Genomic DNA, 25092 nt, shown 5'->3' with positions numbered 1-25092 from the left:
ATTTCACCAACGCACCCTTATGATGTGCCCCAGTCTATTTACCCTGCGATGACCCATGGCCGATTCTGCTTTTTTCTGCACCCTGTCACATGAAGGCGTTCTCGCGGTTCGCGGCGCGGATGCCGGAAAATTCCTGCAAGGCCAGTTGACCTGCAACCTCAATTACCTGAGCGACAGCCGCGCCAGCCTCGGCGCCCGCTGCACGCAGAAGGGCCGGATGCAGTCGAGCTTCCGCATTCTGCTCGAAGGTGACGGCGTGGTCCTGGCAATGGCCAGCGAGCTGCTGGAGCCGCAACTGGCGGACCTGAAAAAGTACGCGGTGTTCTCCAAATCGAAACTGACCGATGAAAGCGCCGCCTGGGTGCGTTTCGGCGTGGAGAATGGCGACAACGCTTTGACCGGCCTCGGTCTGGACCTGCCGGCCGAAACCGACAGCGTCGCGCGTAACGAAGGTCTGATCGCGATTCGCGTCTCGCCCGATCGCGCCGAACTCTGGGCGCCGGCCGATCAGGCTGAAGCGATCAAAGCCAAATTGTCCGCAGTCCTGTCTGAAGCCGAGCTGAATCAATGGTTGCTGGGCCAGATCCGCGCCGGCATCGGCCAGGTCATGCCGAGCACCCGCGAGCTGTTCATCCCGCAGATGCTCAACCTGCAAGCCGTCGGTGGCGTGAGCTTCAAGAAAGGCTGCTACACCGGCCAGGAAATCGTCGCGCGCATGCAGTACCTGGGCAAACTCAAGCGTCGTCTGTATCGCCTGAGCCTGGACGCCGCTGATTTGCCGGAGCCCGGCACGCAACTGTTCGCGCCAAGCCACAACAGCTCCATCGGCGAAGTGGTGCTGGCCGCCAAGGCCGGGCAAAACATTGAACTCCTGGCGGTGCTGCAGGCCGAAGCAGCCGAAGCCGGTGATTTGCATCTGGGCACCCTCGAAGGTCCCGCGCTGCATCTGCTCGACCTGCCTTACGAACTGGATCGCGACCGCGAAATCCAGCGCTGATCGCAGCATTTGTTGCAACACCCTAGAGAGTTTAAATGAGCGAACTGGCGGAAAAAGTCCAACAGGATTTGGTTGAGGCCATCGATAACGATGACCTGGTTCTGCCCACGTTGCCGGAAGTGGCCCTGCAGATTCGCAAGGCCGCTGAAGACCCGGAAATCAGCGTCAGCGACCTGAGCAAAGTCATCGGCCGTGACACCGCGCTGTCGGCGCGCCTGATCAAAGTGGTCAACAGCCCGCTGCTGCGCGCCGCCCAGGAAGTTACCGACCTGCACACAGCCATCACCCGTCTGGGCATCAACTACAGCAGCAACCTGGCGATCGGTCTGGTGATGGAGCAGATCTTCCACGCCCGCTCAGAAGTGGTCGAACAGAAAATGCGCGAAGTCTGGCGCAAGAGTCTGGAAATTGCCGGGGTCAGTTACGCGTTGTGCCGCCGCTACACGCAGCTCAAACCCGATCAGGCTGCGCTCGGCGGGCTGGTGCATCAGATCGGCGTGCTACCTATTCTGACCTACGCCGAAGACCACTACGAACTGCTCTCGGACCCGGTAAGCCTCAACCATGTGATCGATCACATTCATCCGTTGCTGGGCGACAAACTGTTGCGGGTCTGGGAGTTTCCGGAACGTCTGGTGGAATTGCCGGGGCGCTATCAGGACTTCAAGCGCGACTCGACGGCCATTGATTACGTCGATCTGGTGCAGGTGGCAAGCCTGTATTGCCACAAGGGCACTGACCACCCGTTTGCGCGGATTGATCCAATGACTGTTCCGGCGTTCAGGAAGCTCGGGATCGACCAGGAGAACAAAGAACTGTGCGCGGATCTGGAAGAGTCGCGGACGATGTTTTACTGATCCGAGACCGCGCCGCCCCCTTCGCGAGCAGGCTCGCTCCCACAGGAAAATACATTCCAGAGTGGGAGCGAGCCTGCTCGCGAAGAGGCCTGCAAGAACACCGCAAAGTCAGCCGGCAATAAAACTGACCCGCACCTTCAACCCCGCCTGCTCACCATCATGCAGACTGATCTGCGCCAGATGCGCCCGGCAGATTTCACCGACAATCGCCAGGCCCAATCCAGAACCTGCAACCTGCTGATTACGCCGGTAGAACCGTTCGAACACCCGATCGCGCTCCTCCAGCGGAATGCCCGGCCCGTCATCTTCAACTTCTAGCACCGCCGGCGCCGTGACGCGCAAAATTACATTGCCGCCCGGCGGCGTATGCGCCAAGGCGTTGTCTACCAGATTGCTCAGCAACTCATTGAGCAACGTCGGCTCACCGCGCAACCACACCGGTTCGTCCGCCTCCAGCGCCAGCGCCACCCCGCGTTTGTGCGCCAGTGGCGCCATGGCCATGCCCAGTTCCCGGGCCAACTGACTAAGATCGAGCAACTGCGCGCCACCTTCGGCGATCGCCCGCGCACCGTTTTCTACACGCGCCAGTGACAGCAACTGATTGGCCAGATGGGTCAGGCGATCAGTGCTCTGCGCCGAGGACTCCAGCGTCGAGCGCCAGATTTCGGCATCGTTCGAGCGCAGGCCCAATTCCAGCCGAGCCTTGAGCGCCGCCAGGGGCGTGCGCAATTCGTGGGCTGCGTCGGCAATGAACTGCGCCTGCCGCTCAAACTGGCCACGCAAGCGCTCGGTGAAATGGTTGAGCCCGCGTACCAGCGGCCACAGTTCATGCTGCACTTCCACCAATGGCAGCGGACGCAAGTCGTCGGGCTGTCGCTCCTCCACCGCCGTGCGCAAGCGCTCCAGCGGTCGCAGCGCAGCACTGACCGCAAACCACACCAGCAACAACGCGCCGATCGCCAACATGCCCAAACGCAGCAATGTGTCGGCGGCAAGACTGCGGGCCATGCTCACCCGCGCCTCGTCAGTTTCGGCCACGCGGATTTCCGCCATGCCGTTCATGTTCGGCTCGGTCACCGCTTTCAGCAGACTGACCACGCGCACGTTCTGGCCGTTGTAGGTCGCATTGTAGAAGCGCGCCAACGCCGGGTAACTGTCAGTGCGCGGCGTACCGGGTGGCGGGCCGGGGAGATTTTCGTAGCCGGAAATCAGCTTCTGATGGATATCGTTGACCTGGTAATAAATCCGCCCGGCGCTGTCGTAGGCAAATGTATCGAGGGCCACGTAGGGCACGTCGGCGCTGAGGCTGCCATCGCGTTGCGACAGGCCCGCCGCGATGGTCCGCGCCGAGGCCAGCAACGTGCGGTCGTAGGCAGTGTCGGCAGCTTCGCGGCCATTCCAGTACGCACTCAAACCACTGGCGAGCATCAACACCACCAGCAGCAATGCGAGGTTCCACAGCAAGCGCCAGCGCAGGCTGCTGGGCTTATGCATCGCGGCTTTCCAGCAGATAACCGAGGCCACGGAAAGTCACGATCGCCACCGGTTGCCCATCGAGTTTCTTGCGCAAGCGATGCACGTAGATTTCGATGGCGTCGGGGCTGGCTTCTTCGTCGAGGCCGAACACCTGAGAGGCCAGTTGCTCCTTGCTCATCACCCGCCCCGGACGGGCAATCAGTGCTTCCAGCACCGCTTGTTCGCGAGAGGTCAGCGTCAGCAACTCTTCACCGAGGGTGAAGCGCCGGGTGTCGAGGTCATAGGCCAGCACGCCACAACGTTGCTGACGCTCGCCGCCCAGCACACTGCGGCGCAGCAAGGCTTTGACCCGAGCTTCCAGTTCAGTCAGTTCGAACGGTTTGGCGAGGTAATCGTCGGCACCGAGATTGAGGCCATGGACGCGATCCTTCACATCGCTGCGCGCGGTCAGCATCAGCACCGGCAGATTTTTTCCGCGAGCGCGCAAACGCGCGAGCACTTCGAAACCGTCCATGCGCGGCAGGCCGACATCGAGGATCGCCACGGCATATTCCTCGCTGCCCAGCGCCAGATCGGCGGCCACGCCATCGTGCAACACATCCACGGTCAGACCGGTGCTCTTGAGCGCCTGAGCGACACTTTCGGCCAGTTGCAGATGGTCTTCGACGAGCAGAACACGCATGGATTTTTACCTCGTTCAGGGATGGCCGGCGCCACGCTTTGCCGCGGAGTTTACAGCCGCAACCGCCGCTGTGAAGCCCGAAAACCGTGAAAGTCAGCTGAAAGGTTAGCGAAAGGTTAGCCCGTTAGAGTCGGCCCACGGACAGTTCCGACTGCCGTCGCTGATGCCACACAGCGTAAAGAAAAACGCCACGAAGCGTTTTCGACCAATAAGAACAATAAACGGAGTACCCCGCATGCCGTCCATGCAGACCAAGGCACCTGTGCCTGTTCGCCCTTCCCGTTTCAGCCACACCGCCCTTGCCAGTGCCGCCGCTCTTGCCGGTTTTTCGCCGTTGAGTTTTGCCGACTTCATTGAAGACAGCAGCGCCACTTTCGAAACCCGCAACATGTATTTCAACCGCGACTTTCGCGATGGCACCAGCGCCCAGCAATCCAAGCGTGATGAATGGGCCCAGGGCTTCATGCTCAATCTGCAATCGGGTTACACCGACGGCACCGTGGGGTTCGGTGTCGATGCGTTAGGCATGCTCGGCGTCAAACTCGATTCAAGCCCGGACCGCACCGGCACCGGTCTGCTGCCGACCCACGGTGACGGGCGCGCCGCCGATGAGTACTCCAAGGTCGGCCTGACCGGCAAAGTAAAAATCTCCGCCACGGAACTGAAGATCGGCAGCCTGATTCCTGAACTGCCAATCCTCAAACCCAACGACGGACGCATCCTGCCGCAGACCTTTGAAGGCGGTTTGCTGACCTCCAAAGAGATCAAGAACCTGACCTTCACTGGTGGTCGACTGGAGAAGGCCAAGGATCGTGACAGCACCGATTTCGAGGACATCGCCCTCAACAACAAGAACAGCCGTTTTGCTGGCACCGCTGCCGGCAAGCATTTCGATTTTGGCGGCGTGGACTACAAGTTCACCGACAAGATCACCGGCAGTTACCACTTCGCCCAGCTCGACGAAGTCTACAACCAACACTTCTTCGGTCTCGTGGCTTCACGTCCGATGGGCCCAGGCACGTTTGCTACCGATCTGCGTTTCGCCGTCAGCGATGACCAAGGCGCGGCCCGTGGCGGCGAAATCGACAACCGCTCGCTCAACGGTCTGGTCAGCTACGCGCTGAGCGGTCACAAGTTCAGCGCCGGTTATCAGCACATGTCTGGCGACAGCGCTTTCCCTTATGTCGATGGCAGCGACCCGTATCTGGTCAACTTCGTGCAGATCAACGATTTCGCCGGCGCTGAAGAACGCTCCTGGCAGGCTCGTTACGACTTCGACTTCGCCAAACTCGGCATCCCCGGCCTGAGCTTCATGAGCCGTTACCTGAGCGGTGACAACATCAAGCTCAAGAACGGTGAGGAAGGCAAAGAGTGGGAACGCAACACCGAGATCAAATATGTAGTACAAAGCGGCGCCTTGAAGGATGTCGCCGTGCGTTTGCGTAATGCCACTTACCGCTCCAACTACTCGGCTCGCGATGCAGACGAAGTGCGTTTGCTGGTGAGCTACAGCGTCGCACTTTGGTAACTGCCCGTAAGTGAAAAACACGTCGAATAACAACAATGCCCGTGGAGAATCGAATGAACCTGTCACTGCGTAAAGTTGCACTAGCCGCCAGTTGTGTCCTGTTTGCCGGCCAACTGATGGCCGAACCGAAACGTCCTGAATGTATCGCCCCCGCCTCGCCCGGTGGTGGTTTCGACCTGACCTGCAAACTGGTGCAGAGCGCCCTGGTCAACGAAAAACTGCTGACCAAACCGATGCGCGTCACCTACATGCCCGGCGGTGTCGGCGCGGTGGCCTACAACGCCGTGGTCGCTCAGCGCCCGGCCGATGCCGGCACGCTGGTGGCGTGGTCGAGCGGTTCGCTGTTGAACCTGGCCCAAGGCAAGTTCGGTCGTTTTGACGAAACCAACGTACGTTGGCTGGCAGCGGTTGGCACCAGCTACGGCGCCATCGCAGTGAAAAGCGATTCGCCCTACAAGACCCTCGACGATCTCGTTCAGGCGCTGAAGAAAGATCCTAGCTCGGTGGTGATCGGTTCCGGGGGCACCGTCGGTAGCCAGGACTGGATGCAGACCGCCCTGATCGCCAAGGCTGCCGGGATCAACCCGCGCGACCTGCGTTACGTCGCCCTCGAAGGTGGCGGCGAAATCGCTACCGCCCTGCTCGGCGGTCACATCCAGGTCGGCAGTACCGACATCTCCGACTCCATGCCGCACATCCAGAGCGGCGACATGCGCCTGCTCGCGGTGTTCGCCGACAAGCGTCTCGACGAGCCGGAAATGAAAGACATCCCTACCGCTCGCGAGCAAGGCTACGACATCGTCTGGCCGGTGGTGCGCGGCTTCTACCTGGGGCCAAAAGTCAGCGACGAAGACTACGCCTGGTGGAAAGACTCGTTCGACAAACTGCTGGCCTCGCCGGAGTTCGCCAAGCTGCGCGATCAGCGTGAACTGTTCCCGTTCGCCATGACTGGCCCGGAACTGGACACCTATGTGAAGAAGCAAGTCGCGGACTACAAAGTGCTGGCCAAAGAGTTCGGCCTGATTCAGTGATCGTCCCTGTCTAGCGGCTGCGTTCCCGGTTGCGGGGACGCGGCACAGGAGCTCCCATGCTTATTCAACGCATTTTCGCCTCGGTGCTGTTGCTGGTCTGCGTCGGCCTGGCACTGATGGCGTGGCCGTACCAAGCGGCCTTTTCCTACGAACCGGTCGGCCCACGTGCCTTTCCTTTGCTGATGCTCGGCCTGATGGGCGCGGCGCTGCTGTACATGGTGTTTCGCCCGGCGCCGATCAAACACAGCGATGACGAGCCGCCACTGGATCGCGAAACCCTGACCAAAATCGCCATTTGCGTCGCACTGTTGTTGGTATTCGCCGGCCTATTCGAACCGCTGGGTTTCATCCTCAGCAGCATCCTCATCGGCATTCCGATGGCGCGCCTGTATGGCGGTCGCTGGATGCCGAGCATCGTGGTGACCACGCTAATGGCCATCGGTCTGTACCTGCTGTTCGACCGTGTGATGGACGTTCCGCTGCCCCTTGGCCTGCTCGACGTGCTGGAGAACTGATATGGATACCCTTGGTTATTTGGGTCAAGGCTTCGGCGTTGCGCTGAGCCCGTACAACCTGGTCACCGCGCTGTGCGGCACGCTGATCGGCACCGTCGTCGGCCTGCTCCCGGGCCTCGGCCCAATCAACGGCGTGGCACTGCTGATTCCAATTGCTTTTGCCCTCGGCCTGCCACCGGAGTCGGCATTGATTCTGTTGGCAGCCGTGTATCTGGGCTGTGAATACGGCGGCCGGATCAGCTCGATTTTGCTGAACATTCCGGGCGAAGCGTCCACCGTGATGACCACCCTCGACGGCTACCCGATGGCCCGCAAAGGTCTGGCCGGTGTAGCGCTGTCGTTGTCGGCGTGGAGTTCGTTTATCGGTGCGTTTATCGCCACCTGCGGCATGGTGCTGTTTGCGCCGTTGCTGGCGAAATGGGCGATTGCCTTCGGCCCGGCGGAATACTTCGTGCTGATGGTGTTTGCGATTGTCTGTCTCGGCGGCATGGCCGGTGATCGACCGTTGAAGACGTTTATCGCGGCGTTGATCGGTCTGTTCCTGTCGAGCGTCGGCATCGACGCCAACAGCGGCGTTTACCGCTTTACCGGCGACAACATTCACCTGACCGACGGCATTCAATTCGTCGTGCTGGTGCTGGGCCTGTTCTCGGTCAGCGAAATTCTGTTGCTGCTGGAGAAAACCCATCGCGGCCAGGAAGCGGTGAAAGCCACCGGGCGGATGATGTTCAACTTCAAGGAAGCGTCGTCGGTGTTCGTGGTGAACATCCGTTGCGGCCTGCTAGGTTTCATCATGGGCGTGCTGCCAGGTGCCGGTGCAACGCTGGCCAGTGCCGTGGCCTACATGACCGAAAAACGCATCGCCGGTGCCAGTGGCAAATTCGGTCAGGGTGACGCTCGTGGTCTCGCCGCGCCGGAAACCGCCATTGGCGCTTCGGCCTGTGGCGCACTGGTGCCAATGCTGACCCTCGGCGTCCCTGGTTCGGGCACCACGGCGGTGATGATCGGCGCGCTGTCGCTGTACAACATCACCCCGGGTCCACTGCTGTTCCAGCAACAACCGGACATCGTCTGGGGCCTGATCGCCTCGTTGTTCATCGCCAACATCATGCTGGTGATCCTCAACATCCCGATGATCCGCATCTTCACCCGCATCCTTGCCGTGCCGAACTGGGCACTGGTGCCGGTGATCGCGATCATCACCGGGATCGGCGTCTACGCGGTGCACGCCACCACCTTCGACCTGTTCCTGATGGTCGGCATCGGTATCTTCGGCTACATCCTGCGCAAGCTCGACTTCCCGTTGTCGCCGGTGCTGCTGGGTTTCATCCTCGGCGGGCTGATGGAACAGAACCTGCGTCGTGCGCTGTCGATCTCCAACGGTGCGCTGGAAATCCTCTGGTCGAGCCCGATCACCTTCGGTGTCTGGGTGCTGACCGCGATCATGCTGCTGATGCCACTGTTGCGCATCTGGCGCAAACGTTCGGTCGCGCGTCGCGCCCTCGCCGATGTTTGATCGCGCCTCACTGAAATCCTGGTGGGGAACCCCGCTGGTCGGTCTGCTTGGCGGTTACCTCGCCAGCCAGATCGGCTGGCCTCTGCCGTGGATGGTCGGCTCGTTGCTGGCGATCATCCTCGTGCGCTGCCTGACGCCGTGGCAACTCACGGAAATCCCTGGCGGCCGCAAGTGCGGCCAGTGGATTGTCGGGATCGGCATCGGCCTGCACTTCACCCCGGTGGTGATGGAGCAGGTACTCAGCCATTTCGGTTTGATCTTCTTCGGTGCGCTGGTCACCAGCCTGTCGGCGGTGGTCGGCGTGTGGTTGATGCGCCGCACCGGTGAGGACCGCGCCACCGCGTTTTTCTCGAGCATGCCGGGCGGTTCCGGGGAGATGGTCAACCTCGGCGCGCGTAACGGCGCGATGCTCAGCCACGTCGCGGCGGGGCAGAGTTTACGGGTGTTGGTGGTCGTTTTGTGTGTGCCGGCAGCGTTCAAGTATCTGCTCGGTGACGGCACACCGATTTCTCATGCGGGCAGCGTCGATTGGCGTTGGCTGGCGATTCTGTTTCCGGCGGGCGGTTTGCTTGCGTGGCTCTGGCAGCGTTTGCGCCAACCCAATCCGTGGCTGTTCGGACCGTTGCTGGTGAGTGCGGCGGTGAGTATCAGTTGGGATTTGCACATCGGTCTGCCCAATGGCGGCAGCCAGATTGGCCAATGGCTGATTGGCAGCGGTTTGGGCTGTCACTTCAACCGGCAGTTCTTCCGCCGGGCGCCTTCATTCATGGGGCGGACTTTGATTGGCACGGCGTTGACCATGTTGATCGCAACGTTGGCGGCATTGGGCTTGAGTGCGCTGACCCATCTGGATCTGCGTTCGCTGACGCTGGGCATGATGCCCGGCGGAATCGCCGAGATGAGTCTGACGGCGGAGACGCTGCAATTGTCGGTGCCGCTGGTGACGGCGATGCAGGTGATGCGGTTGTTGTTTGTGCTGTTTCTGGCGGAGCCGTTGTTCAAGTACTGGAATCGTAATCCGGAGTAAGACCGAGTTGCCCCATCGCTGGCAAGCCAGCTCCCACAGGCTTTTGGGTTGTGTACAAAAACTGTGGCACCCACAAGTACCTGTGGGAGCTGGCTTGCCAGCGATGGGCCCCTTCAGACCCCCATCAGATGGGCGGCAAACGCCACTCGATCGGCGTCTCGCCATTCTGCTCGAGAAACTTGTTGGTTCGGCCAAAGTGCCCGCAACCCAAAAACCCGCGATACGCCGACAGCGGCGACGGATGCACCGACGTCAGCACCAGATGCTTGGTCGCGTCGATCAGCTTCTGTTTGCTCTGCGCATGCGCGCCCCAGAGCATGAACACCAGATGCGGCTGGCGCTCACTGACCAGCTCAATGATCCGGTCGGTAAAAAACTGCCAACCCTTGTCCTTGTGCGCATTGGCGTTGGCCCGCTCGACGGTCATGGTCGTGTTGATCATCAGCACGCCCTGATCGGCCCAGCTCTGCAGGTAACCGTGATTGGGAATGTCGATGTTCAGGTCGCGCTTCAACTCTTTATAGATGTTGACCAGCGACGGCGGCGCCGGCACGCCCGGTTGCACCGAGAAGCACAAACCGTGGGCCTGGCCTGGGCCGTGATACGGATCCTGGCCGAGGATCACCACCTTCACTTTATCCAGCGGCGTTGAATTCAAGGCGTTGAAAATCATCGGTCCCGGCGGATAGATTTCCTTGCCGGCCGCCCGCTCCTGCTGCAGAAACTGGCGCAACTCTGCCATGTAAGGCTGGTCGAATTCAGCACGCAGTGCCTCCTTCCAGCTCGGTTCGAGTTTGATACGGTCGTCAGCAGTCATGGTCATACCCGGCAAAAACAATGGGGCGAACCCTAGGAAAGCCGACCACGCTTGTCAATTGCTCTGACACAGATCCGGCACTTTCCCACACAACGATCATACTGATCGTTCAAATTCCCGATCGAGGTCACGATGAATCTGCACTTCGAAGAACTCACCGGCACCGACGGCGCCCGCATGGGTATCGCCAGCCTGGATGCTGAAAAATCGCTGAACGCGCTGTCCCTGCCGATGATCAACGCCCTCAGCGACAAGTTGAACGCCTGGGCCAAGGATCCGCAAATCGTCTGTGTGTTGCTGCGCGGCAACGGCGCCAAGGCTTTCTGCGCCGGCGGCGAGGTGCGCAGCCTGGTCGAAGCCTGTCGCGCTCATCCCGGCGAAGTCCCGCCGCTGGCTGCACAGTTTTTCAGCGCGGAATATCGATTGGACTACAGCCTGCATACGTACCCGAAACCGCTGATTTGCTGGGGCCATGGTTATGTGCTCGGCGGCGGCATGGGTTTGCTGCAAGGCGCCAGCACGCGGATCGTCACGCCAAGCAGCCGTTTGGCCATGCCTGAAATCAGCATTGGTTTGTATCCGGATGTCGGCGCCAGTTGGTTTCTCGCGCGGCTGCCGGGCAAGCTCGGTCTGTTCCTCGGATTGACCGGTGCGCACATGAACGGTCGTGATGCGATCGATCTCGATCTGGCCGACCGCTTCCTGCTTGATGAACAACAACCGCAACTGATCGAAGGCCTGTTGCAGCTCAATTGGCAGGAACAGACCGACATGCAGCTCAATAGCCTGCTCAAAGCGCTGCAACAGGAAGCCGTGGCGCAGATGCCCGAGGCGCAGTGGTTGCCGCGTCGTCAGCAAATTGATGAATTACTGGATGTCAGTGACATCACCTGTGCGTGGAAAGCCATCAGCCTGCAACGCGACAGCAGCGATCTGTTGATCGCCCGCGCGGCGAAAACCATGAGCGAAGGCTCACCGCTGACCGCGCATCTGGTCTGGGAACAGATCATTCGCGCACGGCACCTGTCGCTGGCTGAAGTCTTTCAGATGGAATACACCCTGAGCCTCAATTGCTGCCGGCATCCGGAGTTCAGTGAAGGGGTTCGCGCGCGGTTGATCGACAAGGATCAAAAGCCGCACTGGCATTGGCCGGACGTCAGTAGCGTGCCGGATGCGGTGGTCGAGGCGCATTTCCACAAGGTCTGGGAGGGGCGGCATCCGTTGGCGGATTTGACGCAGTATTGAGATTGATTGCCCGCGATGATCACCTCTTGGTCCCATCGCGGTTCCCTCAATCTGAAGTTATTGCGGTCACATGTTCAGTTCGTAGAACTGAATTATTTCGGCCAATGCGAGTTGCGCCTCTTCATTTTCCTTTACAAGAATATCCTCCACATCACGCAGTGGTGGAAGAGGATGCAGTCGTTCGGTAATTTGCATGGCGGTGTAGTCTTGAACTGTCTTTCCTTCACCGCTAACCCTTATGAACCCAATCGCGCTTTCGCCTCCAGAGAAATGATTAGCCACTCGAATCTTCGGGCCCATGCCATAACTGACCACTATGACAAGATCTTCCTGATCGCGATGAAACCTTAATTGTTCAATAGGTAGACCCACACCAGAAAAATCGATTCCATCGATCCCACCCCCGGTGTTATTAATCAAGTCTCTTCCAAGACCATCGTATTTATAGAGATCGTTGCCAGCACCACCAGACAATGTGTCATTACCTGGACCGCCTAGCAGTACATCATCGTCAACACTCCCCATCAGCGCATCATGTCCCTGCATACCTCTGATTTCACCTGCACCGCTTAAAGTGTCATTACCGTGACTTCCCACCAGCGGGAGCGTTTGGCCATCTCTCAAAGATTTGGCGCTGGCCGCATTAGCGACCAAGAGACCATTGTGATAAGTATCCGGTGCAGGACCCAGCTGACTGGAGCCAAACAACTCTTTGAGACTAGCGCTTGATCCATCTGCAAACTTTATAACCTCGATACCGGAACCCACAACATCCCCGGCATTGGGTAGAACAATACGAACTTTCTGCGACCCACCCCATTTAATATCGAGTGTCGAGTAGAGCATTTTTGCCCGAGGCGGATGGCGATAGGCATTACGAGGCGGATCAGGTGCCAACTCAACATTGACTGTTTCAATGAGTGTTGCGCCCCAACTGAGCTGCAAATTCTCCTGCGTCGCGTCCCCTGGAAGCACGACAGTATCTTGATCGACCACCCCATACTCGTCCTTCCATCCGGCCACACCTACTTCAGGTCGGAGAAAAACCGGATTCAGCACATCCGCGATAATGGTCGTTGCGCCAGCATGCGCCTGCACGATGTAAGTATCGGCACCGTTCTCACCGTACAGGTAATCATCCCCTGAGCCGCTCACTAAATAATCAGCGCCTTCAGAACCGAGCAGGGTATCGTTGCCTGCCCCGGCGGACAAAAAGGCACCCGGTATCCTGTCATTGATAGAGCCATAATTAAGCAGAAAACCAGAATAGGCGACGATCAGGTCATCGCCCGCACCACCCTGGAAAAGATTGCCGACTTCGACATTAACTCGCCCACCGGCATCGTCGCCGTAGACAACTTTATGTTTGATCGTTTCAGTTGTGACATCCCGCCGAAATTCCCTGCGGACAGTTTCGCCCGCCGCGAAACTTTCAGCGGGATAGACGTACCACCCTTCAATAGCGCCTGAATCTTTTCTATCCGCGATAATTACGTCGCCGATTTTGAATGAAAAACCGCTGGCAGTGCCTGATCGAAAATAACGTGGTATCAGGGATGACGGCGCTGCTGTGCCCTCTTTCTTGACCTCTCGAAAACTGGATTGGGATGTAGAGTTTGTCTGTCTTTCGCTAAATACCGCATCACCAGTGGCAGCCCCCATCCATTGAGGTGTTTCAGACAATGTACCCGTTTCAGTGTTTTCATTTACCACGTCAGTGTGGGTGATATAACCCGTATCGCTGGTGGCTATATAGCTCCGATCCCAAACACCTTGGTTATTCAAAGTAAAACCTGTTACATGCCTGCTTTTGGAACGCTTTGCCTTGAGCTCCGCCAGGAACCTGTCTGTCCAGCCAACATTATGTTCAATGGCATTACTTCGTTCCTCACCAGGAACAACGATCCCTGATTGGTCCGGAACAGCAACCGGATCTTCGTCTGCAATGATGTCTTTATCTTCTTCTTTGGCCAGCACTCCATCCCCTGCTGGCGGTTCGATGACCTCTACGGCTGGCAGCGTTTTTTTCATGACTTCTTGATAGCCGAGATTGACACCATCGCTAAACGTGAACGTTGAAGTCTTCCATTCTTCATAATTCCTGATAAGTATGGCGTCCCCCTCGCCATTGAACAGCCGCAATACCCGGCCTACGGAAACATCAATGATGTCGGCCTTCAGACTTTCCGCAGAAAACCCGGCGCCGAACTTGATGACATTGCTGCCACCTGAATCGGTGATGACGTCAAGACCATCACCAGCGCCGAAATAGTAGACATCAGCTCCGTCATGGCCTTCCAGCACGTCGTTACCTGCACCGCCATCAAAAACGTTATTGCCAGAATCGCCGCGAAGGTGGTCTACGCCCTCCCCGCCCAATAACGTGTCATTGCCACCACCGCCGAGCAAGGTATCGTTACCTGAACCACCGTCCAGATAATCTGCGCCGTGTTCAGCCTGGGCTGTCTGCTCGTAGTCGCCGGATAACATGTCATCATCAGCGCCGCCATAAAGTGTGTCGGCGCCCAAGCCGCCCAAAAGGGTATCGTTTCCTTCATCGCCTTGAAGGTAATCATTGTTGATTCCACCTGACTGCAGGTTGGACACATCGCCATCCATCGCGTCAGCTCCTGCCCCACCGATCAGGGTATCGGAGCCACCCATTCCCTGAAGTGTGTCATCGCCCGTTCCGCCATCAAGTAAATCATCACCGTGATAACGAACCGGATGCTCAGCATAATCCCCGGCCAGCGCGTCGTTACCTTCACCTCCGAACAGCAGATCATCCGCCCCACCGCCCCAGAGTGTGTCGTCTCCCCCACCACCGTCCAGCAGGTCATTTCCAAAAAAGTGGGCGGCATCACCGGCAACGCCGTTCAGTACATCGTCATCCCCGTGGAGAGTGTCATTACCTGAGCCACCATAAATCGCATCGGCTCCACCGTTACCAGCGAGCCAATCATCGCCACTGCCACCGTCCAATACATCGTTGCCATGGTGTTTGCTTTGCAGGCCACCGCCCCAGTCGAGGTTATCGCCCATCATTGTGTCGTTACCGCTTCCTCCAGCCAGGGTGTCATCCCCCCCATCCCCTCCAAGAAGATCATCTTCAGTTCCGCCATCAAGCAGATCCTCACCCCATCCACCATTGAGAACATCGCGACCGCCCTGGCCGTAGAGAACATCGTTATCGCCTTGCGTCGAACTGTTAAAGGAGGCCTTTGAAAAGACAGTTCGGTGACTGGTGACGCCACCGTCTATAAGCACTTCGACGCGTTTGAATGCCCATTTCTGCTCCAGCGCGCCGGTCGTTTCATCCCCTGATAAAACGTCATCTCCCGCACCTCCAATCAGCGTATCCCGATCGTTACCGCCTAGAAGCACGTCCTGGGATGCCGTACCGATGAGCAAATCGTGGCCAGCACCGCCATCAAGCCAATCGCCTCGAGCGGCTTTCCCTTTAGAGTCGCCAGCGGCCAGGGCTTTTTCGAGCGTCGTCTGTTTATCCCCAAACAACTGATCGTTTCCAGCCTTGCCGAACAATCGGTCTGATCCGCCAAGTCCGAGAATGACATCGTCTTTTGCAGAGCCGTAAAGCACATCGGCCTTGTTTCTCTGTTTTACGTTGGGCAATAACAAGGCGTTGCCCAACTCATCGTATGAGAACTGATCCCCGGGAACATTGGGCTCGATATCTTTCGCTTTCCAGTCGCCCTGGAGAACCAGATCGGGAGCAGAGAACGTAGGGTCTTGGGGTTCGGGAAGTCGGATGCCAAGCATCCCGGGGCGGAAGTTCTTGATAACGACGAGATCGTTCAGGCCATATTTGATGTTGAGCGTGGGTTCAGTGAGTTCTTCGATGAGGGTCAGGGTGATGGCCTGATCCTCGGTCGACCAGATATTGCTCAAAGGGGCGCGACGTTGGAGTGAAGGAATCGGCAGGCCGTTGATCCATAACTGCCCATTTACGTTGGCGTCGAAGATCTCATCGATGCCATCACCGCTGGAAAACTCATAGCGATCGCTGCCCTCGCCACCGATCAAAGAGTCGCTGCCCTTTCCTCCGACCAGAACATCATCACCGGCCATTCCGTGCAGCGCATCATTGCCGTCGCCTCCGGCAAGCAAGTCGTTGCCGCGTCCACCCTCGATGACATCGTGACCTGCCAGTCCGTTGATCGTGTCATTGCCCGCGCCGCCATACAGATGATCAGTGTTCACACCGCCCTCGAAAGACCGCGCGCCGTCATCACCGAACATGACCAGCGGATTCAACACACCGGTGGTCATCAGCGCCTGTTTGGCTGAGGCGAGATCGGAGTAGGAAAACTTCTGCAGCGAGTTTTCTCCAAACGAGCCCTGAGTTCGGGCAATCAACCGGGCCAACATCTGCGCACGATCGGCAAGCCATTGCGCGGTGATGAAACCTTCGCCGGTCAGCGGATCGTAGAGCTCCAGTCCGCGTCCGGGGTAACCGTCAGCTCGTTCTATGACGACTTCGCTTAGTTGCTTCAGGGAATTGCGCAACGACAGGCCGATGGGTGTCGACTCCCCAGCCAGTTTTGCCCATGAATTCGCGTTTCCGTATTCGCCTATTGATTGGGTGACGATGCTTTGGGACTGCTCCGGTGAAAATGCCGAGAAGAATGCGTGAGCGTTGGTGGCGAAGGTTTCATCGGTAGTAGGTGGCGCTGCTGAATCGCCGTCGTAAGTGCGCTTGAACATGTCCAGGAATTCGTTCTGGCCATAGCGCAATATCAGGTCGACCACGACGGAAACCGACGTGCCTTTCACGACATGCTGAATCAGCGGATTGAGGCTGCCACTGGCGAGCGCGATATTGATTTGCTCCGGCACGACGGAAAGCAGACTTTGCAATGGGTTGACGCCGAAATTACTGATCGCCGCTCGCAGGCCGACACTGTATGAATCGATGGCGAACAGAATATTTTTATAGTCATCGAGCCTGTTGGCTTTTGCTTGAATCGGCGGGCCGCCATCTCCCCGCTCCGCGTCACCAGCGGAGATCAATCTCCAGGTCTCATAGGGTGGCATTCCGCCCAACAGGCTGAACCCGACTGTCCCGGACCAACCGGCGTTATGGCTCACGGCTGTATCCTTCTCTCCGCAAGCCTCACTAAACAGTGCCTTGCCGATCGCACTGGCATCAATCTCTGCAATCTGGCTGATGGACGGCACCGTCCAGGGTGCCAGTCGACCGGCGAGGGATCCGTCGATCAAGGTATTGATGAAGTTGGCGGCGACCTGATTCGATGACAGTTGCATCAGGTGTTCACTGAAGATTTTATTCAATCTCAGTTCACCTTGGCGCGAGGTGTAGCCGCGAATCAGGGCGGAGTAGGCACCGTTTCCACCGTTGGCATCAATGGCCACGGCAAGCCAGAGCCTGGCGCTTTTCAGAATTTTTCCAGCCTCTTTATCGACGGCGGTAATGTCGGAAACTCTTCCGCCAATAATATCGAATAGTTTTTGATACAGCGGCGCGCAGCTAGCCCCTATTAATTTCAGCGCAAGATATTCGACATCTTCAGAATCGAACATCAACCCCTTGCAAATATTTGCTGCATTTAAAATTTCTGATTTTTCCAGATCATTAAAAACATAACTCATCGTTACTTCCTTGTAATAACAGAGCGTGAAAGATAGCCACTCAGAAACTTGAGCATTTCAGGTGATTCGCGTAATGACGATAGACCGAGACTTACCCGACCGTGCCCTCCGGAAAAGTCAAAGTTGTGTAACTCCACGGTGCAAAAAAAAATTCAAACTTCCGAAATCCAGATTTTCCAATTCAGTTCTGTTGAGCTTTGCCAATTTCTCGTCAGTCAGTTTTTCCTCAGCAGCCGGGCGAATCAAGCCGTTACAACTTATCAATCGAGGGGTGCCATCACGCCGCGGCCAGTCAGCAATGACAAACTTTCGAACGGAAGCCTCATTCTTGAAATGCGGCGGAGGTGCATTAAGCCAAAGTTCCAGCCCAGGATAATTTTTCAATTTCACAATCAACTCATCCGGCCAGTTGACGTGTCGATAGCCCCTTTCATGGGGCTCGGCAGTCTCTTTTCTTGTATAAAGCCCGGCGGTAATTTTATAAAGACGCCAACTTTCAGGAATCGACTTCAGGCTCTGATCCTGGTACCGGTGCAAACCCGTCCCGGTCCACCAGAAATGCCCCTTGAGCGTATTGGCCAGACACGCTTTCTTGTTCGCCAATTCAGGCATGCCCACATAAAACTCCGGCACCAGAGTCTTATCCACGTAGCTGCCGCCCAGTATTGGCACCTGCTTCATGCTCGCCAGCTTCTTTTGACAGGCCTCCTGATCCGCGTAATAGATTGCCATCGCCTCGGCGACTTCTTCTTCACGAATATAAAAACCCACCACGCAGTAACAGACATAAATAAACAAGCCGTATTTCAACAACTTCTTAAACCAATTTACCCATTGCTTACGCGACATCCGGAGCATTTCAAATCTCCCGGTCAAGCTGAGGTTCAGGCTGTTTCTTGAGATGCCCGGACATCGCGTTTTCAAATACCTCAAAGTACTGTTTAGTGCCGTACTCCACATCAAATCTGCTCGCTGTCAACTTCGCAGCGCGGCGAAGGCAGTCGTACTCATCAACGGAATCAAGAACCTTGGTAATACGTTTGGCGATACCGTGATGATCGAAGAAATCCACCAGCATTCCATTGTGCCTATCGACGATCACGTCCCTTACCGGAGCCGTATCTGACGCTACTACCACACACCCAGCCGACATCGCCTCCAGTAACGACCACGACAAAACAAACGGATACGTCAAATAAACATGAACCTTTGAACAGTCCAGAACCGCGCGGTAAGTCCGGTAAGGAAGCTTCCCTGTGAAATGAACGGTGGAATGATCGAAACTTACCTCTGCCTCCATCCTGCTGCGCCAATTTGCATAGCCAACCGGCTTACACCCGTAACTGACGTCATCACCGCCCACTATGATTATCTGTGCATCGGGACACACAGACTGAATAGGCGGGATCGCTCGCATAAAACTGTGAAACCCGCGATAAGGCTCAAGATTCCTCGCGACATAAGTAACGATCGGCTGCCCAGCTCTCAGTTCGATGCCATTGGGCAACCTGACGACCCCAGCTTTCGCCAAACAAGAACCTTGAATGACGCCCTCGTGAATAACCCGAATGGCCGACTGATAAGCGGCCGGAAACAGACTGCGCTGCCACCGCGTGGGCGCAATGGCAATGTCACATTGCTCGAGATTCAAAAGATGCAGCGAATTGAGCACTCGCAGCCTTGATGACTCTCTTGTGGCTCGCGGGAATTCAGGGTCGAACCCGGAATCCGCGCCCTGCGCCCGATAGTAATATTCGCAATAGTAAATAAGCGGCGTGGCAGGATAGACATCCTTGACGAAGAGCGTTTCCCCCCAGCCGGGATGAGCGAGAATCACGTCCGGCCGATAACCCGAATGTTTCAGCCTGTTCAGAACTTCAAAAACCTTCTGTCCATCAGTCACCGCTTGTTCGTAACGGGTCAGGTAGGGGTGAATATCACCCGGTGCTCTGCTGGCAGCGTGATATCGATATGTTTTCACCCCTGCGATACCCGGCGCCGTATCCCGACCTATCGCCAAAACCTCATAACGCCGGTCAATCGCAGCCAGCACCACCTGACGGAACTGGCCCGGAAAGTTTTGGTGAATCACAAGAAGCTTCATAGCGGCATCGTCCTTTTATTCGCCGCTATTGAACTGAGTTTTGCTCACCTCAATCGGCAGGAACAAACGCTAACAAATGCAAGGAAATGAAACTGTAGGAAGCGTCTGGGAATGCCCTAGGAGATGGCTAACGGGGCGACTTTTCGACGGGCATAAAAAAGCGGCGCTAATTGCGCCGCTTTCTTTTGCGTGGATTTACCAGCGGTTACCACGCCCATTGTGATCACCGCGTCCACTGTGTCGGTCGTAATTGCCACGACCGCGATGATCGTTATCCCAACCGCCGCGGCGGTGGCCATCCCAACGTCCGCGATCGTTGTCGTGCCAGCGACGGCTTTCGTAGTAACGCGGGGCGGGTTGATAGTAACGCGGCGCCGATTGGTAATAACGCGGTTGCTGGTAGTACCGCGGTTGCGGTTGGTAGTAACGCGGCTGCGCGTAATAGGTGTTGCCGCCTCTGTAATACGTGCCGCCCGTGTTGTAGTAGGCCGGTGCAGGTGATGTGTAGACCTCTGAGCTGTAATACGAGTCCGCGTAGGAGTACGGGACGCAACCGGCAACGGAAAACATCAACGCAGCAAGTAGAAGAATTCGTCTATACATGGCGGCCTCCTGGACCGCGGGTTGGCCACACCAGCGACGCTGGCAGGCGACAGTCATTTAATCGGTGACTGTCGAAAAATCAGACAGCGTTTTCGGCATCTGGTGCGTTCCTGCAACAAGTTGAAACAAGTGATTCATGAAACCTTGTTCACCCGCAGAACGCCGTCATTCAGCTGCTGATTAATGGTGCCCGCCGTGATATCCGCCGCCGTGATAACCCCGCCCGTAACCGCCACGATAACCGTAGCCACCGTAGTAATAACGTGCGCCGCCGTAGTAGCGCGGGCCGTAATAACTGCCGTAGGAATAAGGTGAGTAATAGCCGGGATAGTAGTAAGTGGCGGGATAACTACCGTAGGGTCCGGCGTAGTAGTAACAACCGGACAGACCCAACCCGAGCACCGCGCCCAGCAGCACCCTTCGCAACGTTTTCTGAATGAGCATGGCGGCCTCCTGAAAGACCCGCGACAGCAGTCGGCACAGACCGGCTGACACCTGTTTTGACTGGCAAAGCCATGTCGAGTGCCAAGCCCCAAGAGCCATCGGATCAGCGGCAACCACGCTGCATCACGGTGCAGCCACGCACCAACACAAAGCGCCCCACTGCCCTCTCCGCCAACCTGACTCAAGCCGCGCGCCCGTGCCAGAGCGCCTGACGCGACTTGGCACGCGTCTCGCTTTAGCAAAGCCGTGCAGGAGTCATCACAGGTTCGCGGCACCACAATTTGCAATGGCTGACTAGGGTTCCGGCTCGCATTCGCGAGTGGCTGGTCCGAGAGTTGGCGACCTCCAGTTGAGGTTACACGGCGGGACAAAAGCCCGGGAGACAAGCCACCGTTCGCGGTGCCGCGTTGCCTTCCTGTCCGCCCTTGATCAACTGGAGAATCCGCCATGACCCGACTACGTTTGCCCACCCTGCTCGCCGCCGCGTTCGCCGCGCTCATCAGCACGCAATCCCCCGCCGCCCAGAAAGATCACTTCAGCGTGTGCTGGACGATTTACGCCGGCTGGATGCCATGGGAATACGCCGGCAGCCAGGGCATCGTCGACAAATGGGCGAAGAAGTACGGGATCAAGATCGACGTCGTGCAGCTCAACGACTACGTCGAATCGATCAACCAGTACACCGCCGGCCAGTTCGACGGTTGCACCATGACCAACATGGACGCACTGACCATTCCAGCGGCTGGCGGCGTCGACAGCACCGCGCTGATCGTCAGCGATTTCTCCAACGGCAACGACGGCATCGTCCTCAAGGGCAGCGGCAAGAAAGTCACCGATCTCAAGGGCATGGACGTCAATCTGGTCGAGCTTTCGGTCTCGCATTACCTGCTGGCCCGCGCGCTGGACTCGGTCGACCTGACCGAGAAGGACCTGAAAGTGGTCAACACCTCCGACGCCGATATCTCTGCCGCGTTCAACACCGAACAGGTCAACGCGGTGACCACTTGGAACCCGATGCTCTCGGACATCAAGGCCAAACCGGGCGTTACCGAAGTGTTCAACTCCAGCCAGATTCCCGGCGAGATCATGGACATGATGGTGGTCAACAGCACCACCCTCAAAGACAACCCGGCGCTGGGCAAAGCGCTGACCGGTGCGTGGTTCGAAGTGGTCGAGCTGATGAACGCCAAAAGCGCCGCGAGCAAGGCTGCGCTGGAGCACATGGCCAAGGCATCGGGCACTGATCTGGCCGGATTCCAGGCACAACTCGACACCACCAAACTGTTCGCCACGCCGAGCGAAGCGCTGATTTTCGCCACCAGCAAACAACTGCCGGAAACCATGCGCAAGGTTGCCGAGTTCTCCTTCCAGCACGGCTTGCTGGGGGAAGGCGCGAAAGACACCAGCGCGGTCGGCATGGCCTTCGCCAACGGCGTGACCAGTGGCGATACCGGCAACCTCAAGCTGCGTTTCGATCCGACCTACGTGCAGATGGCCGCCGACGCCAAGCTGTAAGCCACGGAGGATTTGGCCATGCGCCTGATCAATCGCCACCCGGATCGCCCGAGTCGCCTGTTGCTGGTGATCCTGCCGTTCGCTCTGCTGCTGTTCGCCTACTTCATGGGCTCGGCCGAGCGTCTGGCGGACAACCCCAACGACAAACTGCTGCCCAGCGCCGTGCAGATGACCGACGCAGTAAAACGCCTGGCCTTCAATGCTGACAGCCGCACCGGTGACTACCTGTTATGGCAGGACACGGCTTCCAGCCTGCGGCGGCTGGCCATCGGCCTTGGTATTGCCGCGCTGGCCGGGCTGTGCCTGGGTATCGCTGCCGGCACGCTGCCGCTGTTCGGCGCGCCGTTGTCGCCGCTGCTGACGGTGCTGTCGATGGTGCCGCCACTGGCGATCCTGCCGATTCTGTTCATCGTTTTCGGTTTGGGCGAGTTATCGAAAGTCATGCTGATCGTGATCGGCATCACCCCGGCGCTCGCTCGCGATCTGGAACAGCGCGCGCGGGAAATACCGGTCGAACTGCTGATCAAGGCGCAGACCCTCGGCGCTTCGACCTGGACGCTGATGCTGCGCGTGGTACTGCCGCAGTTGCTGCCACGCTTGCTGATCTCGTTGCGGCTGATGCTCGGTTCGGCGTGGCTGTTCCTGATTGCCGCCGAAGCAATCGCCTCCACCGACGGCCTCGGCTACCGGATTTTTCTGGTACGGCGTTATCTGGCGATGGACGTGATTCTGCCGTACGTGGTGTGGATCACCCTCCTCGCCTGGCTGATGGATTGGGGCCTGAAATACCTGACCCGTCGCGCCTTCCCTTGGTATGAGGGGGCGGCGAAATGAGCTTCATCACCGTGAAAAACGTCTGGCAGCAATACGCCGATCAGGTCGTGCTGGAAGGCTTGAACCTGAGCGTCAACGAGGGTGAATTCTGCACCCTGGTCGGCGCGTCCGGTTGCGGTAAATCGACCTTCTTGCGCCTGCTGCTCGGTCAGGAAACCGCGAGTCGCGGCGAGATTCTGCTCGACGGTCAGCCACTGGCCAGCGAACCGGATGCCAGCCGTGGCGTGGTGTTCCAGCGCTACTCGGTGTTCCCGCATTTGAGCGTGCTCGACAACGTCGCCCTCGGCCTCGAACTGCCGCGTGCGCCATTGCTCGGTCGGCTGTTCGGCAGCGCCAAACGCGAGGCGCGCGAACAGGCTGCGGCATTGCTGGACAAAGTCGGCCTCGGCCATGCGCTGGACAAGTACCCTGCGCAGTTGTCCGGCGGCATGCAGCAACGTCTGGCGATTGCCCAGGCACTGATCATGAAACCGCGCGTGTTGCTGCTCGACGAACCGTTCGGCGCGCTCGATCCGGGCATCCGCAAAGACATGCACGCGTTGCTGCTGGAACTGTGGCGCGAGACCAAACTGACGGTGTTCATGGTCACCCATGACCTGTCCGAAGGCTTCAGCCTCGGCACGCGTCTGCTGGTGTTCGACAAGGTGCGCCTCGACCCGCACGCCCCCGGCGCCTATGGCGCGCGCATCACCTACGACATCCCTTTGAACAGCGACCGCCGCGCCCAACGCGCCGCCGTCGACGCCCTGCCGTTGCCACTGGCCGGCGCCCTTCGCACCGCTTGAGAGGACTGCTGCAATGACTGATTCGACTCAACTGTTCCCACCCTTCGCCGAAGAAATGCTCCCCGGCGGTGGCCACCGTTCCTTCGTACTCAAGCGCGGTCAATTGTTGCGCCTGACCGATCTGCGCAGCGGCGCCAACGTCAGCCTGACCCTGCTCAACGCCAATGAAAAAACCGAACGGCTGAACCTGCCCGACAGCCTCAAATGCCAACACACCGCCAAGCTCACCACAGGCCATTGCCTGTACTCGGACATGGGCCGCGTGCTGGCCGCAATCACCGCCGACACTTGCGGCTGGAGCGACAGCCTCGGCGGCGTGCTCTGCGCTGAAGAGGTCGCGCAGAAGTACGGTCAGGGCCGTTATCAGGAGCTGCGCAACGGCTTCTTCCGCAACGGCACCGACAACCTGCTGGTGGAACTCGGCAAGTGGGGCCTGGGCCTCTCCGACCTGTTGATGACGCTCAATCTGTTCAGCCGCGTCAACGTCGATGAGGCCGGGCGTTTCCACTTCGTCGAAGGCAACTCCAAGGCCGGCGACTACATCGAGTTGTACGCGCCGATGGACACGCTGGTGGTGCTCACCGCGCTGCAGCACCCGATGGACCCGGCGCCCGAATACGCGCCAAAACCGCTGAAGCTGAGCTGGATGAATGCCGACGCCAGCGTCGCCGAACACTGCCGCACCTCGCGCCCGGAAAATGAGCGCGGCTTTATCAACACCGACCGTTTGTTCGCCTGAGGATCGCTGCCATGTCAGTTGCTATCGCCACTTCGCCAAAACAACCCGACACAGCGGTGTACCGCGCCACGATCCCGGCCGGTGAACCCTGGCTGATGGAGGTCAAGGCTGGACAGACCCTGCGCATCCTCGATCTGGAGGGCAATCAAGCGGTCGATACCTTGTTCTATAGCCTCGCCAATCCCAAGGAACGCTACGACGTGCAACGCACGCTGCGCCGGCAGAACAGCGTCTACCTGAGCACCGGCAGCGTGCTCTATTCCAACCTCGGTCACGCGATGCTGACCATCGTCGCCGACACCTGCGGGCGCCACGACACCCTCGGCGGCGCCTGCGCGCAAGAGAGCAATACCGTGCGCTACGCCCTGGAAAAACGCTACATGCACAGCTGCCGCGACAACTACCTGCGCGCCTGTGTGCATGACGGGCGATTGGGCAAAGGCGATATCGGGCCGAACATCAATTTCTTCATGAATGTGCCGGTCACGGCGGACGGCGGACTGACGTTCGAGGACGGGATTTCGGCGCCGGGCAAGTACGTCGACTTGCGTGCGGAGATGGATGTAATCGTGCTGATTTCCAACTGCCCGCAGTTGAACAACCCGTGCAACGCCTACAACCCGACACCTGCGGAGCTGCTGGTATGGAACTGAATTTAAATCGACTGCGCCGTTGGCTTTTCGCACTGTGCCAGGCGCGCTCCGGCCAGTGCCTGAAAAAGTGAAACCACCACAAATCCCATTGTA

At 58.3% G+C, this 25092-nt stretch carries 21 protein-coding genes and 1 riboswitch; of the genes, 13 read left to right on the top strand and 8 right to left on the bottom strand.

Annotated elements, in window-relative coordinates; genetic code table 11:
- The first annotated feature begins 55 nt into the window (after positions 1-55).
- Together U6037_RS06860 and U6037_RS06855 are read left to right on the top strand one after the other, a co-directional pair.
- A complete protein-coding gene (locus U6037_RS06860) occupies positions 56-997 on the top strand; it encodes a folate-binding protein YgfZ (protein WP_322846226.1) in 942 nt (313 codons plus the stop codon).
- A gap of 35 nt (positions 998-1032) precedes the next feature.
- A complete protein-coding gene (locus U6037_RS06855) occupies positions 1033-1854 on the top strand; it encodes an HDOD domain-containing protein (RefSeq protein ID WP_322846225.1) in 822 nt (273 codons plus the stop codon).
- Between the two features lie 108 nt (positions 1855-1962).
- Here the strand turns inward: U6037_RS06855 and U6037_RS06850 are convergent, their stop codons facing one another.
- Together U6037_RS06850 and U6037_RS06845 are read right to left on the bottom strand one after the other, a co-directional pair.
- Positions 1963-3348, bottom strand: coding sequence for a sensor histidine kinase (locus U6037_RS06850; protein ID WP_064119692.1), 1386 nt, complete (start codon positions 3346-3348; stop codon positions 1963-1965).
- Positions 3341-4012 (bottom strand): response regulator, encoded by a 672-nt coding sequence (locus U6037_RS06845; RefSeq protein ID WP_007911422.1) that lies wholly within the window; start codon positions 4010-4012, stop codon positions 3341-3343. The genes U6037_RS06850 and U6037_RS06845 overlap by 8 nt, the downstream gene beginning before the upstream one ends.
- Positions 4013-4247: 235 nt before the next feature.
- Between U6037_RS06845 and U6037_RS06840 the strand changes: the two genes are divergently transcribed.
- Genes U6037_RS06840 through U6037_RS06820 form a run of 5 tightly spaced genes read left to right on the top strand, consistent with a single transcriptional unit; the run spans position 4248 to position 9629 of the window.
- The gene (locus U6037_RS06840; RefSeq protein ID WP_322846224.1) at positions 4248-5540 is read left to right on the top strand and encodes an OprD family porin; all 1293 of its coding nucleotides are present in this window, start codon (positions 4248-4250) and stop codon (positions 5538-5540) included.
- A 53-nt stretch (positions 5541-5593) separates the two neighbouring features.
- Positions 5594-6571, top strand: a complete 978-nt coding sequence (locus U6037_RS06835; protein WP_322846223.1) for a tripartite tricarboxylate transporter substrate binding protein — start codon at positions 5594-5596, stop codon at positions 6569-6571.
- A gap of 56 nt (positions 6572-6627) precedes the next feature.
- Positions 6628-7086, top strand: coding sequence for a tripartite tricarboxylate transporter TctB family protein (locus tag U6037_RS06830; RefSeq protein WP_008083560.1), 459 nt, complete (start codon positions 6628-6630; stop codon positions 7084-7086).
- 1 nt (position 7087) lies between these two features.
- Entirely contained in the window at positions 7088-8602 is a 1515-nt protein-coding gene (locus U6037_RS06825; RefSeq protein ID WP_322846222.1) for a tripartite tricarboxylate transporter permease, read from the top strand.
- Positions 8595-9629, top strand: a complete 1035-nt coding sequence (locus U6037_RS06820) for an AbrB family transcriptional regulator (RefSeq protein ID WP_322846221.1) — start codon at positions 8595-8597, stop codon at positions 9627-9629. Before U6037_RS06825 ends, U6037_RS06820 begins: the two co-directional genes overlap by 8 nt.
- Before the next feature lie 124 nt (positions 9630-9753).
- Here U6037_RS06820 and ung read toward each other — a convergent pair whose 3' ends face one another.
- Positions 9754-10446: a uracil-DNA glycosylase gene (ung, locus tag U6037_RS06815; protein WP_064119805.1), complete on the bottom strand. Its 693-nt coding sequence runs from the start codon at positions 10444-10446 to the stop codon at positions 9754-9756.
- 132 nt (positions 10447-10578) lie between these two features.
- On the opposite strand from ung, the gene U6037_RS06810 reads away from it, so the two are divergent.
- Positions 10579-11691, top strand: a complete 1113-nt coding sequence (locus U6037_RS06810) for an enoyl-CoA hydratase/isomerase family protein (RefSeq protein WP_322846220.1) — start codon at positions 10579-10581, stop codon at positions 11689-11691.
- 66 nt (positions 11692-11757) lie between these two features.
- Here the strand turns inward: U6037_RS06810 and U6037_RS06805 are convergent, their stop codons facing one another.
- The 5 genes from U6037_RS06805 to U6037_RS06785 all read right to left on the bottom strand — a co-directional run bounded on the left by U6037_RS06805 (position 11758) and on the right by U6037_RS06785 (position 20473).
- Positions 11758-17322 (bottom strand): calcium-binding protein, encoded by a 5565-nt coding sequence (locus U6037_RS06805; protein ID WP_322846219.1) that lies wholly within the window; start codon positions 17320-17322, stop codon positions 11758-11760.
- Positions 17323-17439: 117 nt separating this feature from the next.
- Entirely contained in the window at positions 17440-18180 is a 741-nt protein-coding gene (locus tag U6037_RS06800; protein WP_322846218.1) for a hypothetical protein, read from the bottom strand.
- 1 nt (position 18181) lies between these two features.
- Complete coding sequence (locus U6037_RS06795) at positions 18182-19426, bottom strand: glycosyltransferase family 4 protein (RefSeq protein ID WP_322846217.1); 1245 nt, start codon at positions 19424-19426, stop codon at positions 18182-18184.
- A 195-nt stretch (positions 19427-19621) separates the two neighbouring features.
- Positions 19622-20029 carry a hypothetical protein gene (locus U6037_RS06790; RefSeq protein WP_322846216.1) on the bottom strand — a complete coding sequence of 136 codons (408 nt, stop codon included), beginning with the start codon at positions 20027-20029 and terminating at the stop codon, positions 19622-19624.
- Between the two features lie 180 nt (positions 20030-20209).
- Entirely contained in the window at positions 20210-20473 is a 264-nt protein-coding gene (locus tag U6037_RS06785) for a hypothetical protein (protein ID WP_322846215.1), read from the bottom strand.
- 283 nt (positions 20474-20756) lie between these two features.
- Positions 20757-20857, top strand: a riboswitch (guanidine-I (ykkC/yxkD leader).
- Between the two features lie 63 nt (positions 20858-20920).
- Here U6037_RS06785 and U6037_RS06780 point away from each other — a divergent pair.
- Genes U6037_RS06780 through U6037_RS06760 form a run of 5 tightly spaced genes read left to right on the top strand, consistent with a single transcriptional unit; the run spans position 20921 to position 24999 of the window.
- Positions 20921-21988, top strand: coding sequence for a putative urea ABC transporter substrate-binding protein (locus tag U6037_RS06780; RefSeq protein ID WP_322846214.1), 1068 nt, complete (start codon positions 20921-20923; stop codon positions 21986-21988).
- Between the two features lie 18 nt (positions 21989-22006).
- Entirely contained in the window at positions 22007-22822 is an 816-nt protein-coding gene (locus tag U6037_RS06775; RefSeq protein WP_077571513.1) for an ABC transporter permease, read from the top strand.
- The gene (locus U6037_RS06770) at positions 22819-23607 is read left to right on the top strand and encodes an ABC transporter ATP-binding protein (RefSeq protein ID WP_127926183.1); all 789 of its coding nucleotides are present in this window, start codon (positions 22819-22821) and stop codon (positions 23605-23607) included. The genes U6037_RS06775 and U6037_RS06770 overlap by 4 nt, the downstream gene beginning before the upstream one ends.
- Positions 23608-23620: 13 nt before the next feature.
- Positions 23621-24346 (top strand): urea amidolyase associated protein UAAP1, encoded by a 726-nt coding sequence (locus tag U6037_RS06765; RefSeq protein WP_322846213.1) that lies wholly within the window; start codon positions 23621-23623, stop codon positions 24344-24346.
- Positions 24347-24357: 11 nt separating this feature from the next.
- Positions 24358-24999, top strand: coding sequence for an urea amidolyase associated protein UAAP2 (locus tag U6037_RS06760; protein ID WP_322846212.1), 642 nt, complete (start codon positions 24358-24360; stop codon positions 24997-24999).
- The last annotated feature ends 93 nt before the right edge of the window (positions 25000-25092 follow it).

This window comes from Pseudomonas sp. B33.4 (assembly GCF_034555375.1).
Taxonomy (GTDB): Bacteria; Pseudomonadota; Gammaproteobacteria; order Pseudomonadales; family Pseudomonadaceae; genus Aquipseudomonas.
The sequence above is the reverse complement of the archived record's forward strand: the minus strand, read 5'-3'. Positions and strand labels throughout refer to the sequence as shown.